This window comes from Paraburkholderia sp. GAS33 (genome assembly GCF_050436645.1).
Classification (GTDB): domain Bacteria; phylum Pseudomonadota; class Gammaproteobacteria; order Burkholderiales; family Burkholderiaceae; genus Paraburkholderia; species Paraburkholderia phenazinium_B.
Window position 1 is genome coordinate 493,040 of record NZ_JBNDMP010000002.1, and the last position, 15,493, is coordinate 508,532.

The 15,493-nt window shown below is 55.1% G+C and carries 15 protein-coding genes; 9 read left to right on the top strand and 6 right to left on the bottom strand.

Going from position 1 to position 15,493, the window contains the following annotated elements:
* The first annotated feature begins 51 nt into the window (after window positions 1-51).
* The 6 genes from P3T24_RS08605 (at window position 52) to P3T24_RS08630 (ending at window position 5,702) form a co-directional block, all read left to right on the top strand.
* Window positions 52-519, top strand: coding sequence for an NUDIX hydrolase (locus P3T24_RS08605; protein ID WP_429433777.1), 468 nt, complete (start codon window positions 52-54; stop codon window positions 517-519).
* Window positions 520-713: 194 nt separating this feature from the next.
* On the top strand, window positions 714-1,517 hold the full coding sequence (locus P3T24_RS08610; protein ID WP_429433780.1) for a lipid II flippase Amj family protein: 804 nt from the start codon (window positions 714-716) through the stop codon (window positions 1,515-1,517).
* 109 nt (window positions 1,518-1,626) lie between these two features.
* The gene (locus P3T24_RS08615; RefSeq protein WP_429433782.1) at window positions 1,627-2,676 is read left to right on the top strand and encodes a hypothetical protein; all 1,050 of its coding nucleotides are present in this window, start codon (window positions 1,627-1,629) and stop codon (window positions 2,674-2,676) included.
* Between the two features lie 1,644 nt (window positions 2,677-4,320).
* A complete protein-coding gene (locus P3T24_RS08620; protein WP_222105743.1) occupies window positions 4,321-4,659 on the top strand; it encodes a hypothetical protein in 339 nt (112 codons plus the stop codon).
* 132 nt (window positions 4,660-4,791) lie between these two features.
* Window positions 4,792-5,127 (top strand): hypothetical protein, encoded by a 336-nt coding sequence (locus P3T24_RS08625; RefSeq protein WP_429433784.1) that lies wholly within the window; start codon window positions 4,792-4,794, stop codon window positions 5,125-5,127.
* Window positions 5,128-5,291: 164 nt separating this feature from the next.
* Window positions 5,292-5,702, top strand: coding sequence for a hypothetical protein (locus P3T24_RS08630; RefSeq protein WP_429433786.1), 411 nt, complete (start codon window positions 5,292-5,294; stop codon window positions 5,700-5,702).
* 148 nt (window positions 5,703-5,850) lie between these two features.
* Here P3T24_RS08630 and P3T24_RS08635 read toward each other — a convergent pair whose 3' ends face one another.
* On the bottom strand, window positions 5,851-6,255 hold the full coding sequence (locus P3T24_RS08635; protein WP_429433789.1) for a hypothetical protein: 405 nt from the start codon (window positions 6,253-6,255) through the stop codon (window positions 5,851-5,853).
* Window positions 6,256-6,486: 231 nt separating this feature from the next.
* Between P3T24_RS08635 and P3T24_RS08640 the strand changes: the two genes are divergently transcribed.
* Together P3T24_RS08640 and P3T24_RS08645 are read left to right on the top strand one after the other, a co-directional pair.
* Entirely contained in the window at window positions 6,487-7,323 is an 837-nt protein-coding gene (locus P3T24_RS08640; RefSeq protein WP_143016628.1) for a DUF5829 family protein, read from the top strand.
* 140 nt (window positions 7,324-7,463) lie between these two features.
* The gene (locus P3T24_RS08645; RefSeq protein WP_429433792.1) at window positions 7,464-7,988 is read left to right on the top strand and encodes an AAA family ATPase; all 525 of its coding nucleotides are present in this window, start codon (window positions 7,464-7,466) and stop codon (window positions 7,986-7,988) included.
* Between the two features lie 187 nt (window positions 7,989-8,175).
* On the opposite strand, the gene P3T24_RS08650 is transcribed toward P3T24_RS08645, so the two are convergent.
* The 3 genes from P3T24_RS08650 to P3T24_RS08660 all read right to left on the bottom strand — a co-directional run bounded on the left by P3T24_RS08650 (window position 8,176) and on the right by P3T24_RS08660 (window position 10,475).
* Window positions 8,176-8,874 (bottom strand): LysE family translocator, encoded by a 699-nt coding sequence (locus P3T24_RS08650; protein WP_429433795.1) that lies wholly within the window; start codon window positions 8,872-8,874, stop codon window positions 8,176-8,178.
* A 236-nt stretch (window positions 8,875-9,110) separates the two neighbouring features.
* Entirely contained in the window at window positions 9,111-9,437 is a 327-nt protein-coding gene (locus P3T24_RS08655; protein WP_429433797.1) for a hypothetical protein, read from the bottom strand.
* A gap of 102 nt (window positions 9,438-9,539) precedes the next feature.
* The gene (locus P3T24_RS08660) at window positions 9,540-10,475 is read right to left on the bottom strand and encodes an ISL3 family transposase (protein WP_429434292.1); all 936 of its coding nucleotides are present in this window, start codon (window positions 10,473-10,475) and stop codon (window positions 9,540-9,542) included.
* Between the two features lie 108 nt (window positions 10,476-10,583).
* Between P3T24_RS08660 and P3T24_RS08665 the strand changes: the two genes are divergently transcribed.
* A protein-coding gene (locus P3T24_RS08665; protein ID WP_429433800.1) for an IS3 family transposase occupies window positions 10,584-11,746 on the top strand; the annotation gives its coding sequence in 2 pieces (ribosomal slippage) (window positions 10,584-10,848 and window positions 10,848-11,746; 1,164 coding nt in all).
* 178 nt (window positions 11,747-11,924) lie between these two features.
* Here P3T24_RS08665 and P3T24_RS08670 read toward each other — a convergent pair.
* Together P3T24_RS08670 and P3T24_RS08675 are read right to left on the bottom strand one after the other, a co-directional pair.
* Window positions 11,925-12,257 carry a hypothetical protein gene (locus P3T24_RS08670; protein ID WP_429433802.1) on the bottom strand — a complete coding sequence of 111 codons (333 nt, stop codon included), beginning with the start codon at window positions 12,255-12,257 and terminating at the stop codon, window positions 11,925-11,927.
* Window positions 12,258-12,342: 85 nt separating this feature from the next.
* Complete coding sequence (locus P3T24_RS08675; protein WP_429433805.1) at window positions 12,343-15,444, bottom strand: plasmid replication protein, CyRepA1 family; 3,102 nt, start codon at window positions 15,442-15,444, stop codon at window positions 12,343-12,345.
* Window positions 15,445-15,493: the final 49 nt, after the last annotated feature.

Below are 15,493 nucleotides of genomic sequence, written 5' to 3' on the forward strand. Positions count from 1 at the left end.
GTCGCTTTCCGATGCATACTCTACTTCCACTGACGCCTACTTCCGATTCTCATGCGCGAACGTCCTTCGGCCAGGCTACTGATCACCACGCCAAAGCGGCGAGTGTTGCTATTTCGGTTCGTGCACAGGACTGGTGTGCTTGCTGGAAAGGTCTACTGGGCAACACCGGGCGGCGGTGTCGAGCATGGCGAGACGTTTGCGGATGCTGCAATACGAGAGCTCTGTGAAGAAACAGGCATTCGCGACGCGCACGTATCCGGGCCGGTAGGTAGCCGCGAAGTGCCCCTGCAATTACCAGATGGCGAGCGTGTGCTTGCGGTCGAACAGTATTTCGTCGTTAGCACGGACACAGAATCCATTTTACGTGACGGCTGGACCGCGGAAGAGATGGAAGTGATGGCGGATCACCAATGGTGGAGCCGGGAGGAACTGTCCAGCACGACCGAGACTATTTATCCGGAAGGCCTTGTCGAGATGCTAGACGAGGCAGGGGTTTTCAGTACTGAGCGGCCGCTTTGAAACAAACCGAGGGACCGCCGTGGGTCGGACTATGCATTTCGAATGATGCGCCCGCCCAAGACGATCATCGCGCTCGGTAGTCGGACGCTGGTCGGCCAGTTCCGGTCACACGATCAGTGAGCCAAGATCGCCGACAATCGGGCCGGGGGCGTACTCCGGTAGACTTCGGTTCTTGCCAACCTCGCGGCGACAACATGGACACCCCGCTTTTGGTCATATGTGGGCTTACATTCGTAATCCATGTGATCGCGACGCTTGCGTATGCGGTGCGGATTGCTGGTGTTCGCACGCGCCGCATCGCCGTGTCATTTTCTCTATTCGGGATCATCGCCTTGGTTTCCCGGACGGCAAATTCCTTTCAGGGACCATTCATAGCGAAGCGGGTAGAGCTCGATATTGCTCATCACATGGAGCATGGTCTGCTCGGCGATTTTCGGCTTTTCCTGCTGACCGCCACTGTGGCAAGCACTGTCGGCGCGTTTCTAATTCCCACGTTCCAGCGTTATTTCAGCCGCGCTGTCGATCACTTTCAGGCAAATCGCTCGATCCCTCGCCTGCTGCTCCATATCTTCAGTCGCGGGGGCGTCAGCTACATTCGGCTTGGAGCGCGGCTCCCTTCGCGACACAACGTCACCCAACTGGCAAGTGGCGCAGGCGTTTCCTGGAAAGTCATAGGACTGAACGTTATCGCGATGGCGATCTGGACGGTCGGCGTTTTCGCATCGCTTTATGCCGGATACCTGAAGCCCGATTTGCGGGTTACATGCGCGAACCTATCATCAGTTATCAATGGCTTTGCGACCGTGGTATTGGCGGTCGTCATCGATCCGCAAGTTTCAGTGATGACGGACGACGTGATCGAAGGCCGGATTTCGGAAAACAGCTTTCGGCGAGCCATTACAACTCTCGCGGGCGCACGCGTTCTCGGGACACTGTGTGCGCAGGCGGTGCTCGTTCCAGCGGCGTTGATCATTGTTCGCATCGCCGAACTCATTTAGCGCGGCGAGCTGCGCGACGCAATTGACCTGATGGCCGCCGCAGGCGAGCTTTTCCTTTGCGACAAACTTGGGAATATCATCTGATATATCCCTTTCCTTTTTCGAAGCGATGAAACCACCTTTCAAAAAGGCGACTGTCGCAGCAGCGGCTGCGCAGGCCGCTGGTAACTCGCCCGATTCGTTAAAGCTCGTTGTTGTGTCGGCGCCGCCGCAGCAGAAGATAAACAAGAGCGGGCCGTTTGATCTACCGTTGGTGACGCCAGAATACCCATATTTCTCTCACCGTTTGGTCGATCTCGTTAGGAAGATCAAGGAACTGCCTGATTTCTCGGACGACAAGGGTGTTGCAGTAATGTCTGACTTTGGAGGCGAACACCCGACCGCGCGCTTCTATACGTACTCGTTCCTGTTTCTCGCCTACGACAAGATCGGCCCGTTTGCCAAGAAGGTAAAGGAACTGAGGGAAAAACACGGGCTAGTCGCGCCCTACAGCGAATTCGCCTACAAGAAACTTAAGAGCGGCCCGAGAAGCCGCGCGCTCCCTGAATACCTCGAACTGGTCGATAACTTTATTCACGGCGCGATCATTACCGTGGCTATCGACAAGCGGATTGACACGGTTTTCGCCGCGGATAAGCGGCAGGCGCACCCGATCATTATCGAGCACTTGTTAAGTCACAGCCTCGGCACTTGGGACGGTCATGCCGCCGAGAAGTTGCTTCGCGTTTGCAACATACTGGCCGCGTTCACGTCATTGTTGGTAACTGACAATCAAAAGTTCATTTGGTACAGCGACAACGATCTAATCAACGAGGATTATAAGGAGCGAAACTTCGCCGACACACAAGCGACGTTCCTGCGGGTACTCGCACTGTATGCGGAGCAGGGTTTTGCCGGCGGGGGATTTGGCAAATCCTTTACTGAAAAGAGTCATTTGGATGATCTACTGAGCGTTCCCGACCTCGCTGCTGGCGTGATTCAAGACCTTTTGCAAGAACATCAAGTGGGTGAGGAAATGCCAAGAAGTGATGAAAAGACAGCTGTCATGAAGTGGATAGCTTCTCCCACCAGGTATCTATCCAAGATAACACTCCAGGTTGTGCGAATGGATAACGGCGAGATCGGGACCGGCATTGTCGATTTTGCCCTGAAGGGGTGACTATGAAATGTTGGATATGTGGGGACGAGGCGGGGACGGGGGAGCATCTCGTCAAGGCATCCGACCTCAGAAATTACTTCGGACCGGTCTCGCAAAAGACTCCACTGTTCTTTCATACATCGCGACGCCGAAACGTTAGATTGGGCAGTGTGAAAGCAGAGATTTTGAAATCGAAGGCGCTCATCTGCAATCGTTGCAACAGCAGCCTTACTCAACCCTACGATAGGGCATGGGATCGGTTTTCGGACTACCTTCGGCGGCACTTCCTGCCGTCGCCGAACTTAGGCTACGTTGAATTGGGGCGAATCTTTCCGCATCACACTAGGTCCGCCGCGATCTATCTACAGTTGTATTTCGTAAAGTTATTTGGTTGCAGAATCATTGAAGAAGACATTCCAATCGACATACGACCTTTCGCAAACGCTTTGCTAAACGCTAAAACGCTTGAGAGCGTGACCCTTGGCTTCGCCTTGTTGAGGGACGACACGGGTAAGAGAAGTGCCGGGGTGACGCATATCGAAGGCATAAACGTGCGTGGGTCTACGGTTTGCGCGACGTGGCTCTACTCCGTTGGCGAACTTAGCGTGTTTGTCGAGTATTCAACGTTGCCCAAGAAATCCAAATCTGTTCGATGGTGGAGGCCGACGCGCCACGGCCGAACAGTGCCGCTGACAAACACTACGCGCTGGCGGATGTTGGCGAGTCGAAGATACCAGGCGAGCGTGAGTGGATAGAAAATGGCTCTATAGTGCGGCACAACGTCATCGCAAGCACGCCGCGATGCTTACAGAATTCGCCGTCGATAAGACGCAGACACGGGTTTCGGCCGTGCTTCGCCAGTGAACGACCGCTCCGGAGAATCGCGACCGTCCCTTGCGAGTCGCTCGCAGCCGACCGGCTTGGCTGCTGGGCGGCGGCTATGCATGCAACTCGCAAGAGGCACTCATTGGTCAATTGCGGCAGTTCGAATTTCAACGCTAAACTCGTGAAAATTCGAAGTGTAAAACGGCTTATATCAAGATAACTGATCTCGTCAAATAATTAGAGAGGGTGGCGTGCCTATCTATCGTCATTGGCAAACTTGGGGCGGTCTAGCCATTTGCGGCGCATGTGCAGCACTCGGCTCGCATTTGGGACTTGCCTTTGATCATCGAACGCTCGGTGCCGCCATCGGTGGAGGAATCGGAGGGCTTATCTTCTCGCGAGTGGCCGACTACGTGAAGCGCTTGCCATAATTTGACCGACATCCAAAATTTACGCTGATATTTCAGTTGCTTATGGCCGTCGTCGTCGTTGCCATTCTCGTCAGCCCCCCCTACATCCTACTCGGGAAAACGGGCCGGTAGATTGTGCCCAATGCCTGCTATCGGACAGTTTGAAAGACCGCTCAGGGTCGGACTATGCATTTCGAATGATGAGCCCACCCAAGACGATCATCGCGCTCGGTAGTCGGTCAGTGGTCGGCCACAAACGGTCATTCGACACGGGCTCCTCAATCGTTGACAATGCCGACGAATTAAGCCGATTTCGTACACGAACATGAACCTACTTGGACATCGCATACTCCGTCGACCAGGGACCGTGTCGGGGGCTGCCACTTGCACTGAGAGAATCTCTGCGGACTTCCTGATAGACGGACAGCCTTTGCTGGAAATGCTGGTGAAAAATGCTGGAGGACACTCGGATTTCATGGGTTGCTTTGTGAGTGGGTATGCAGAGGCATGCGAGCGTACTCGCGCGACTCTGCTCGATGTTCCGCCTGAGAACGGAAAGCGTGTGCTGCTTTACATTTGCCCAGAGTGCGGCGATGTTGGCTGCGGCGCATACTCGGCCCTCGTGCGGCGCGATCGCGAATCCTACGTCTGGGAAAATTTTGCCTACCAAGTCGGCGAATATGATTCGACGTCACTTGAGGCAGTTGGACCGTTTTTTTTCGAATCAAATCAATATAAAGCCGGCTTGTTCGCTGCGTCAGGATTTTGACGGACCCGAACAGGAGTGAGGCCCCAGTCGGCCAGGAGCAGTCATTCGACATCTAGCTTCAAATCGTCAACAATGGCTGTTGCCTCAAGTGTCGATTTTCAACCTCAGACTTAGATACCGCTGAGCGATCCCATGAGCTTTCATACAGAAGTTTGGGTTTATCCTTTCGACGGCGAGCCATTGGATGTCGCCAGTTCGCGAGATGAAATCGTCAGGTTCATTGATGAATGTGCTCTGAGTCACGATGTCTTGAAGAATTTGCTGGAGGCATGTCAATCAGCTCTTCCGACGTCAACTCTGTTCTACTTGGATAGCTGGTCGATCATCGCCCTGTTCACCAAGCTGGCGCAATGTCTGCCAAATGCCTCGTTCGCCGTAAAGGGCTCAGGTGAAGACCCGCGAGATATATGGAGCCGAGAGTACGGCAATGGGATGTTGGCCTTCGAAGCTGGCCCATTCCAGGATTAATCGGCTGCGCGCGGCCAGTTTCGGTCATTCGACAGGGCTAGCTAAATCGCTGACAATTGAATGGGCCGCAGAACCATGACGCTATCCGGGCGGCGCTGAATGACTCCGGCCCGGGCACGGTGTAAGGTGCAGACTGCGCCGTAATCAGACGCTGGAAAATCGATATGTCTAGCCATAACCTAGTTTTTCTTCCATTTGCAGCGTTTCACCATGGAGAAATCGGGCGAGCAGTTATTTTGTCTTTTTTTGATGCTCTAATCCTACTCTGTATCGGTTCGCTGATTTTTCTGATCGTGAACTATGCTGGCGTGAAGGTGCAAACGGCGGAGGCCAAGGTATTGGCAAAACGTATTGTTCCTGCTCACTGGGAATGGCAAGGTCGAGGACGATTTACTACATACGCCTATGTGGCCGAATATGAAATACTTGATTTAAATGTAAATGGTCAGGATATGACATATCGGCCTACTCCTTGGATTATGGAGCGGACAATAGCGAATACTACGGAGCCTGTGCAGTTTGTAGCAGGTAGATTGAACGGGAAGGTGCAGATTAAAAAATTCAAATACCTGTGATCTTTACTGCGGTGGAAGATTAGTGAACTTCTGCGGCATTGGGGGCGTTCAGTATCGCCATACGCCCGATGCATCCGGCAGCGCGCGGCCAGAAAGGGACACCCGGCGCCGCATCCTACATCTTCAACAATCGATGGTGAAGACGTGATTACGTCAGTCTTTCGAACCCGCGCTTGACCCGCGATGGAACCGCCCTTGCCGCGACCGGTGCGAGACCAAGCACGATCACGAGGAATCCGACCTGGGCCAAATAGAATGGCGCGAGCCATTGATCATTCGCCGCGACATAGTACGTGTTGTGTATTACATCGCTTACGATGATCGCGACTGTTAACCAGATTCCCGCCCTCGGTTTAACGAACAACAGCACGGCGGCGAGAGGATCAAGAATAGTCAGCGCAGCCCAATAGAGCCTGCTGGTAAGGGCTATTTTGCTTCCGTAACCATAGTCCCAGAGCACACCGTGCTGCAGAATGGCGCGGGCATGATTGAAGGTTGCAGCAAGAAGGCATACTGCAAAGAGAGTGCGGATGACAATCGATGCGCGGAGCATTCTGACTCTTATAGAGAGGGTTTGCGCTTAGCTTAACAGACCGAAACCGGTCGCCGTTATCACTGCTGGAGGCGGTTCTGCGTCGTCTTATGCGGGACGCATTGGCCAGCAGTCGGCCACAAGCGGCCGTTCGACAACCGCTCCTGAATCGCCGACAATCGTTGTCTGCTCATTCGAACGAGATAACATTGCGAGCTGCTGCTAGTTCAATGTTATTGAAGCGGGGAAAAGTTGAAAGCGCCTGCCGTACACCTGAATCATATTTATACTTACGTGGACGCGAACACGCTAAATGCGATTGCCCGTTCCGAATTCATGCAAAATGAATTCTCCGCGATGGAAGTTAGCACGATTGCGGCCGGTGACGACCGCACCTGGACGGGCATCTATTTGACCGGCGCGAACACCTACATTGAGCTATTCAGTCCTTCTCGTGCGCCGTTGAGTTTGGAGCGAGTGGGTGATACGGGAATCGGACTATCCGTAGAGAACGTTGGGGACATAGAGCGGGTAGCGAAGTGTTTGGAAAAGTTTGGAGGTACGGGCATCTCTTCGTTATTCGAACGGAAGGTCGATGGAAATCGCGTCCCCTGGTTTTGGAATCTGCCCTTAGTGGGGTTTCCTGAGGGTGAGGCGGAGCCCTTCTGTGCGTGGGTGATGGAGGTTGATCGAGACTTTCTGAAAAGGAGTCGAGGCAGTCTTCGGGCCGACGAAGAAGGCATCAGCCGCAAGCAATACAACGCTGCGAAGTTTCAACCAACCCGTTTCATGAAAGACATCGACGAAGTTACCTTGGCGTTAAATGAGTTCGAATCTGTGAGCTTTGGGCGTCAGCTCGTTGCGCTTGGCTATGCTTTGGAGATTCGTGACGGCGTTGACACGCTCATCGGCCCGGACATTACGTTTCGGCTGATAAAGGCCTCACCCGTTGCTAGGGGCGTGACGCAACTGAAAATAAACCTGCTTAAAGAAAGGATTGACCCGGAGATCCTTACGTTCGGTCAAGGCGCAACACTGCATTTTGGTGCCGACCGAACCGCGATCATGTCGTTTTCACCTGCCGATTGAGTCTTGGCTTGGTCTGCAATCCGCCTCGGGCTACTACATGCCAGTCGCATGAGACGCTGTTCGGCCACCAGGAGACAGTCGACCTCGTGACGTAAATCGATAACAATCTGTCTGCATCTACTGATCAGGGAGCATCGAAAATGTTGATCGCCTTCGGCGGACTACCGGGCACGGGGAAGACGACAGTAGCGCAAACTCTCGCACGCAAGCTCGCGGCCGTATATCTGCGCATAGATACATTGGAACAGGCAATCAAGGCACGTGAAAGCGGCCAAGCGGATATCGGGGCTGCCGGCTATCTGGCGGCATATGCGATTGCCGCCGATAACTTACGGCTTGGGTCGACTGTTGTCGCGGACTCGGTCAATTCGTTGCACATTACGCGCAGTGCCTGGAGAAATGTGGCGTTCGACGCAGGTGTGCAGATTTTCGAGATCGAGGTGGTTTGTTCGGATGCCGCAATGCATCGGCATAGGATCGAGGGACGAAAGGCCGATATCCCCGATTTCCAGTTGCCAACATGGCAGAGCGTGCTTGAACGTCAATACGACCCATGGGAATCAGCGCACCTCGTCGTCGACACCGCGAAGTTTTCGGTTGAGCGGGCCGTCGAGGCAATCATGCAACGACTTTCGGAGGTCCCTCCGGGGAATCCAATCGTTTAGCGCAAAGCACGCCGGACATGCTGATTGCATGCGGCGACGGTCGGCCACGAAGGGTCATTCGGAATTTAGCCCACATCGTTGATATTTGATGGAGTCGCCGTAGCGGCAGCCGGTCTCGAACGTTTATTCCGACACTGCTACACCCCTCGGACGGCGACCGTTCACGTGCTGGCGGAAAAAATTCGGATCAAATTTTCTCTGTTGCCAACCTCAATCCTAGTCCGACAAACAGAGCACCCATAGCCTTGGTCAACCACGACGAGATAGCTTGGTTGCGGCGAAGTGCGCTTGTCATCCGAGCGGCGAGAAGCACGTAGATGATGCTCGTCGTAATTCCGACCATGTTGCCCGTTACGCCCAACGCGACGAGATGCTTCACAGGGCTTGAGTCACGTGCGTTCATGAACTGGGGAAGCAATGCAATGTAAAACAGCGCGACTTTCGGATTCAAAACATCACTGAGGAAGCCTTGCCAGAAAATTAGCCGCAAAGCTTTCGTCCGAGCGTCGTCGCCCGGAAAAACAATGCTTCCCTTCGAGCGCAATGCTCCCAATCCGAGATAGAGCAGGTATGCAGCGCCCACCCACTTCACCGCAGTGAACGCCGTCGCTGATGCTAATACGAGCGCAGAGAGACCAGTGACCGCGGCAAGCAAGTGCACGTATGCGCCGAGATTGATCCCGAGCGCGGCGCATAAACCCGCCGTACGTCCCTGTGCAATCGTCCGTCCAAGCAAAAACAGCATATCGGGGCCCGGCACAAGGCACAAAACGAAGCTCGCGCCGACAAAAAGCATGTATGTGTGAGGGCTCATGGGTTCTTTTGTCCGATCTTGGATGACATCCAGCGAATATAGCTCGTCCAAAAAACCTCGCGTTGCTGCCATGAATGTCCGTTGCGGAGAATTCTGGACGACCGGTAGGGGTCGACTACGGTCTCCCGTGTCGCACCCAATTTGCGATCCTTGGAGACTGGCAGGACTGTTCGGCATGGATTCACCAGTAATGGCTGCGATGAACGGCGGTGTCAACTCGCGACCTCTTATACTTACCACACTCTAGTTTTTGTTAGCACCGCGCTGCGCGCAAAGCCGGTTTCCCGGCCAGAGCTAGCGCTGCCCGATCACTCACCGACGTCTGTGCGTGCCCCATTCGCAGACTCGGCGTCAAGCTCTGCAAGCAGGCTGCTCAGTTCGCGTTTCACCGGTTTTTTCGCCTCGTGCTTGCGAACACGCGTGATTTTAAAGCTGACCGTGGTAGTCAAGTCGTGATCGGACAGATCGCCGTCGATCACTTCGCTGCGCCGATGCTCGCCGGGAATAACGTCAGCGATAGCTTTCATCAAGCATTTTTCCATGTCCTTCACGCCACTGGATTTGATGCGTTGTTGGATATGTTTTTGTAGAAGCTGCAGGTTTCGCCAGCTTGATTTGACGATTTCGATTTCCATGGTATGCAATCCTTAGTTTCAGGCGGTGCCAACTCGCAGCCTCTTATACTTACCACGCTAGAGTTTTTTGGGCTCTTTCAAAAATGCAGTGGGTAATGCGGCTCACGAGGCATGCGGATTGAAGGCCGAGAAGTCGAGCTTGCCGGCGATGAGGAACAGCACGGTTCGCATGGTTTTGAAGCTGGCGTATCCGCGCGCCTTGCGCTTGGCCGCTTGAAACAGGCCGTTGATCGCTTCAATGAAGCCGTTGCCCTTCAGTGCAGGATCGGTCTTCTGCTGCTCGCGGCGCACACCATCGAGTGCTTTGGACGCGTGCGCCACCACATGAAACTTGTCGAACGTCACACGCGCATCGGGCAGATGCTCGTCCACGCCCTTGATGAAGGCGGGCGACATGTCGATGCTGACCGATTTGATCTGCGCAGGCGTTGCGTTGTGTTGCTCCAGGTGATTGGCAAAGCGTTCGACGACGCCTGCATCCTTGCCGGGCGTGACGAAGACCACGCGCCTGCCGTCCATGTCAGCGACGAGCGAGACATAGTCGTGGCCCCGTCGGCACGAGGTTTCGTCAATGGCCACCGCGGTGAGCCCGGACAAGTCAGTCGCGGCCACGGCCAGATCCACGTAACGATCACAGATGGCCTTCACGCGATGCCACGACAGGTTCACCAGACGAGCCACCGCCGCAAATGTCATCTCCCGGCACAGCGTCAGCACGAGCGCTTCAAACAGCAGCGTAAAGCCATCCAGCTTGCCCATCCAGTCAGGCTCCACGAGCCGCACCGTGCCGTCCGGCAGGCGTACACGCGGCACGCGCACCTCCAGATAACAGTCGAATTGGAAAAAGTTAAGGTGCCGCAGCCGTTTGATGACCGTGTCGTGCACCGGGTGTTCGCCCGGTACCCCGGGATAGGCAAACCGGCTGCCCGCGACAAAGTCCACGGCAATCGTCAGCTCCGTGCCGAAATCGACACCTTGCACATACCACGGTGCCTTGATTCCCAAGGCGGCTTCAAACAGCTGAGTTTGGTTCGTCATAGTTCGCTTAGTCTTGCAGGGCTGATTGCCGCATTCTGCCGCAATGTAGTGGTCTAATCTCCCCGGACACCAATTTAGGCGAGAATACTCGCCATGAAGAGGTGTCTGATGAGCAAGCAACGTCGTACGTTTTCCCCCGAGTTCAAGCGCAGTGCTGCGTCGCTCGTCCTCGACCAAAGCTACAGCCACGTCGATGCCAGCCGCTCGGTCGGCGTTGCGGAATCGGTTCTGCGTCGCTGGGTTCAACAACTGCACCAGGAACGCCACGGCATCACGCCTCAGAGTTCCGCCATGACGCCAGAGCAGCAGCGCATCCAGGAGCTGGAAGCGCGGGTTGAACGCCTCGAGAGGGAGAAGACCATTTTAAAAAAAGCTACTGCGCTGCTGATGTCGGAAGGGATAGAACGTACGAAATAATCGACCAGTTCGGCGACGGCGTGTCGGTAGCAATGTTGTGTGAGTTGTTCGACATACCCCGGTCGTGCTTTTACGCATACAGACATCGTCGGGAACGGGTGGACGTGGCGCGAATGGCACTGCGCAGCCGCGTGCACGAGTTGTTTGTCGAGAGCCGCAGTTCGGCAGGCAGCCGCAGCATCGTGGGCATGCTGCGCGAGCAAGGCACGATGGTTGGGCGCTTCAAGGTTAGCCGTCTGATGGATGAGCTCGGCCTGATTTGCAAGCAACCTGGCAACCACGCATACAAGCGCGCCACGGTGGAGCGCATCGACATTCCCAACGTCCTGAATCGGGAGTTCGATGTGGCTACGCCGAATCGGGTCTGGTGCGGCGACATCACGTATTTATGGGCGCAGGGGCGCTGGCATTATCTGGCCGTGGTGTTGGACCTGTTCACGCGCCGCGTTGTCGGCTGGTCATTCTCGACGAGCCCCGACGCCGACCTGGTAGTGAAGGCATTAGACATGGCGTTCGAGCAACGCGGTCGGCCTCCGGGCTTGATGTTCCACAGCGACCAGGGCGGTCAATATGCCAGCCGGAAATTCCGTCAGCGATTGTGGCGCTATCGAATCAGGCAGAGCATGAGTCGGCGTGGAAATTGTTGGGATAACAGCCCGATGGAGCGCCTGTTCCGAAGCTTGAAAACGGAATGGGTGCCAGGCACTGGATATATAAGTGCTCGAGAAGCACAGCGGGACATCAGCTATTACCTGATGCAGCGATACAACTGGACTCGACCGCATCAATTCAACGAGGGTCTAGCGCCAGCGGTCGCAGAAGAAAAACTTAACCCGGTGTCCGGCGTGGGTTGACCACTACACAACCAGCCCTGCATCAGCTTACTTCCCCTACACGCGTCAAGCGTTCGCTTCGCCGGGCTTGCGCCCGCGCTTGACCCGGCAGTACACCCACTCGAAATTCGAAAGAGGCGTTTTTTGTTGTCACCGATCCTGCGGATCGGTGACAACAGGGCGCTGTTCGAACAGCGCCCTACCAGGTCAGAAGTCCGTTGGGTGGCTTCTTTGTTTGCTCGGCCAGAGAATCCTCAAGCTGTACGATCATGCTGATTTCTCGGCGCGTCACTTCCATGCCTGGACTTTGATTGTCGCGCGGCGTTACCTTCAGCTCCAGCGACACTATCATTTCATCGAGGTCATGGGTATCAGTACCATTCCGCTGACGCTCTTCAGCAATCGTCGCCGACAGCCACGCCATCAACAGTTTTCGCAAACCCTTGACGCTTCCCGTCTCATCCTCACCAAGAATCTCTTTTCGCAATTGCTGCAAATCTTTCCAGCTTCCACGCCCGATATCGACTTCCATGTTGTCTCCGGAGGTAAGGCCGGTGCTAACTGACGGCCTACGATATTTACCACAAGCCAGATTTTGTTAGCACCGGCCGCGCTTGTTAATACTCGAGCGGAATGTAGCCACTTGCCCGCTTGCGTGCGTTCTGCATTGCCCGCTCTTCCGTCTTTTTGCGTTTGCGCAGCTGCGCTTTCGACAGAAACTCAAGCGCAGGAAGCGTCTTTCCGACAGACGACGATAGACGACGCTCAACGATTTCCTTTACCGTGTCCCAGGACTCGTCGTCCAGTTCGTAGATGTTAGTCGTCACGCCATCGCGTTTCTGCCGGATCATTTCACCGAAGCGTAGGCCGATCAGATCCAGGATATCGCTCAATTGCCGCGTCGCCTTGTTCGACACATCGCCTTGCCGCACTTTTATGCCAAACAGCTCCTGGATTTTGCTGGCATTACGCAGGCAGACTTCGGAGAAGCGCCCAAGCGTATTCTTCGATACCTGCACCCCGGACTTGATGGACGTGACATCGTCAGCGATGCCCGCAGCCTCCAGCAATTCATGCAGCAGCGACTTTTTCAAGGGCTCGTGCGAACGATCCGTCTCCATGTAATGCGCATCGAACTCGGCCTGTGCCCGTGCTTTCAGGTGTTCAAGCGGGCTCAGATAGACCTGCATGAGCCTGACCTTCTCTCGATATGCACCGCGATCATCCAGCGAAACCAGATCAGGCGTGATGTCACTGCGATAGAAGAGCTCGATTTCATGCCGACGCATCGATAGCTCATCATCCTTGCTGACCCACATGCCAGTCGAGGTGCGATCACGAAGTTCGCGATAGCGGACCTGATCGATCTGAGGCGCAGCGCACAGCGCAGCAATGCGTCGCGCCTCGACAGCGGCCTTCGCCGCGTCCATTTTCTCCTTGCCCGTTGCAACACCACACTCCGGTGTGGGCTTCACGATTTCGATCTGCCAGCCATTGCGCTTGCGGAGCTCAAACAGATTCTCCCTGAGCCGGTTTTTGGATGCCCGTGCGACCGAAACCACTTCGGCGTACACGCTTAAATACCGCTCGTCTACTTCCTTTCGACCATCATCGTGAATCTTCAGTAGGGCATCGCTCAACGCTCCATTGTCCATTGCTTCCTGCCGGATCACGTTCGGATCGGTTTCGAAGCCGAATTTCTGCGGGGCAACCCAGACACGGATTGCCTTCGGATGACGAACGCGTGCAATCTGCTGGTCGATGTCGAAGTGCGTGTTCACGCGGGGCTCGAAAAAGCCGAACACGTTATCAACCAGCTGCGCATCATCAGGGAACGTGATGTCGATGCCAGTACCTAAGGTCGGCGACGCGATCACCACATCGTATTTTAGAAATTCGATCTTCACTGCGTTGACGAACTGCATCACGTCAGACTCGTTGGTCGTAGCCGACGTCACCAGCAGAATGCGCCGTTCGTTGCCGAACTCGCGCCTCAGCAGTTCCTCCAACGCCTCGGCCTTGGTCTTCGAATTGGTCGCGACGTAGTGTCGTCCACCGTCTTTCACTGCGCGAAGCAACTCCATGTTCAGGTGGCTGTCGTCCTCGTAAAAGAAAACGGGGCAACGGCTTTCCCTGTGCGTATTAACGTAGAAGCGGTACGGCGTATCCGGCTTCGCTGCCTGAAAAGCAGTGTTGACCGTGATCTGCCCCAGATCGGCATCAGAGAGAATGACAGCTTTCGCAACTCGCAAGTAGTGGAAAAGCTTGAGCGCGCCCTCCCGGCGCTTGCTGCGCATGGTGTCGCCGGTCAGGTGCGAAATCACCTGCTCGGACTCGTCAATGATCACCACGTCGTATTTGTCCCGTTCGGTGTCGAGCAGCTTGCCGACGCTGTCGAGGCATACGGCGTAGTAGTTGTCGGGTTGCTCATAGCGAATCCGGCCACGATCCCGATAGTAATAGCACGTAAGCCCAAGTCGGTCGGCCATGCTGCTGATCAGCGTACGCCGGTGCCCGATGAGCAGGACCGATTTACCTTCGTCTCGACAGCGCTGGACGACCTTTGCGGCCCACTCGGTTTTGCCAGACCCTTTCGGGCTGCGCAGGAACGTTACGCCGTCAAACGGTGTCGTGTCGAGGTGCGCCAGATACTTCGAGCTGAACGTGAAATGGCTGCGATCAACCTCTGCAAGTTTTACCAAACTTTCCGGCGCGCCGTAAGCCTGGACAGTCGAGACATTCTCGCGCGTGGGACCACCCGACGCGCCCGAACCGCGTACAAATACTAAATTGTCGTTCGAAGCATCGTCGAACTCGTCGCGGTCGAAATTGGCCGGATCTTCCCAATATTCGTTCTCGGCAATAATGCTCTCGACCTGATAGAAGTCGATCCGTGCGGACTGCCGTTTCATGCTCGACGGCCAGAACGTCGCGTTGCAGGTACGACAGTGAATGCCTGCGATATCGGATTGACTGCGAACTACAAACGCACTCGGGCTACGATCAACGTGAATCGGGCAATGAACCGGCGTATAGTGATGCAGATCGGCAACCGGCATAATTCGGCCACTCTTAAGCGTCACTTGCTGGTCAACCGCAAGCGAGATTTCGGAGCGACGCGTAGCCGTGCCGCGCGACACTGCAACGCCGTTAGCATTGCGCTTCGTGTCTGCCAGCTTATCTTCACGGCCGAGGATCAGGATTTCGTCCAGTGCTTCGTTGCTCATGACGTTATCGAACACAATGGGGTTCGAGTTCTCCGAGCCGAAGAAGAAGTGGCAAGCGTCCGTGCACGCTGTGTCGCCGCCGAACTTTCGAACAATACCCGTGTAGGCCGTTCGCATCTCAGATGCGTCCGTGATGGTGCGCGGAAGTCGAAACACAATCCGAAACCGGTGTTTGGCTTCGGTGTGAGATGCGGTGGTGTACAGGATAGCCGCGTGCTTCAGGACGAAGCCATCCTTCAGCGCATCTTCGACTCGCCAACCCTTATCGATATCGACCGAGATGATGTCCGAACACAGGAAATTTATGTCTTGCCGTCGTCCTTTGTGCTGGACGCAATACGCGTGACCTCGATTGATATCGTCCGCCAATTCCTGGATCGTCAGTTCTACGCGTTCAAAGTCAGTTACAGAAATTTCCCAAAGCGGAGAATTCTTGTCTTCAATCTTGTTGATGATGTGCGGATTCACCGCGGCTTTTACTTTATCTGCCATTGCATTTCCTATCGTGATTGACGGAATCGCAACGTGACGATTCCGCTTC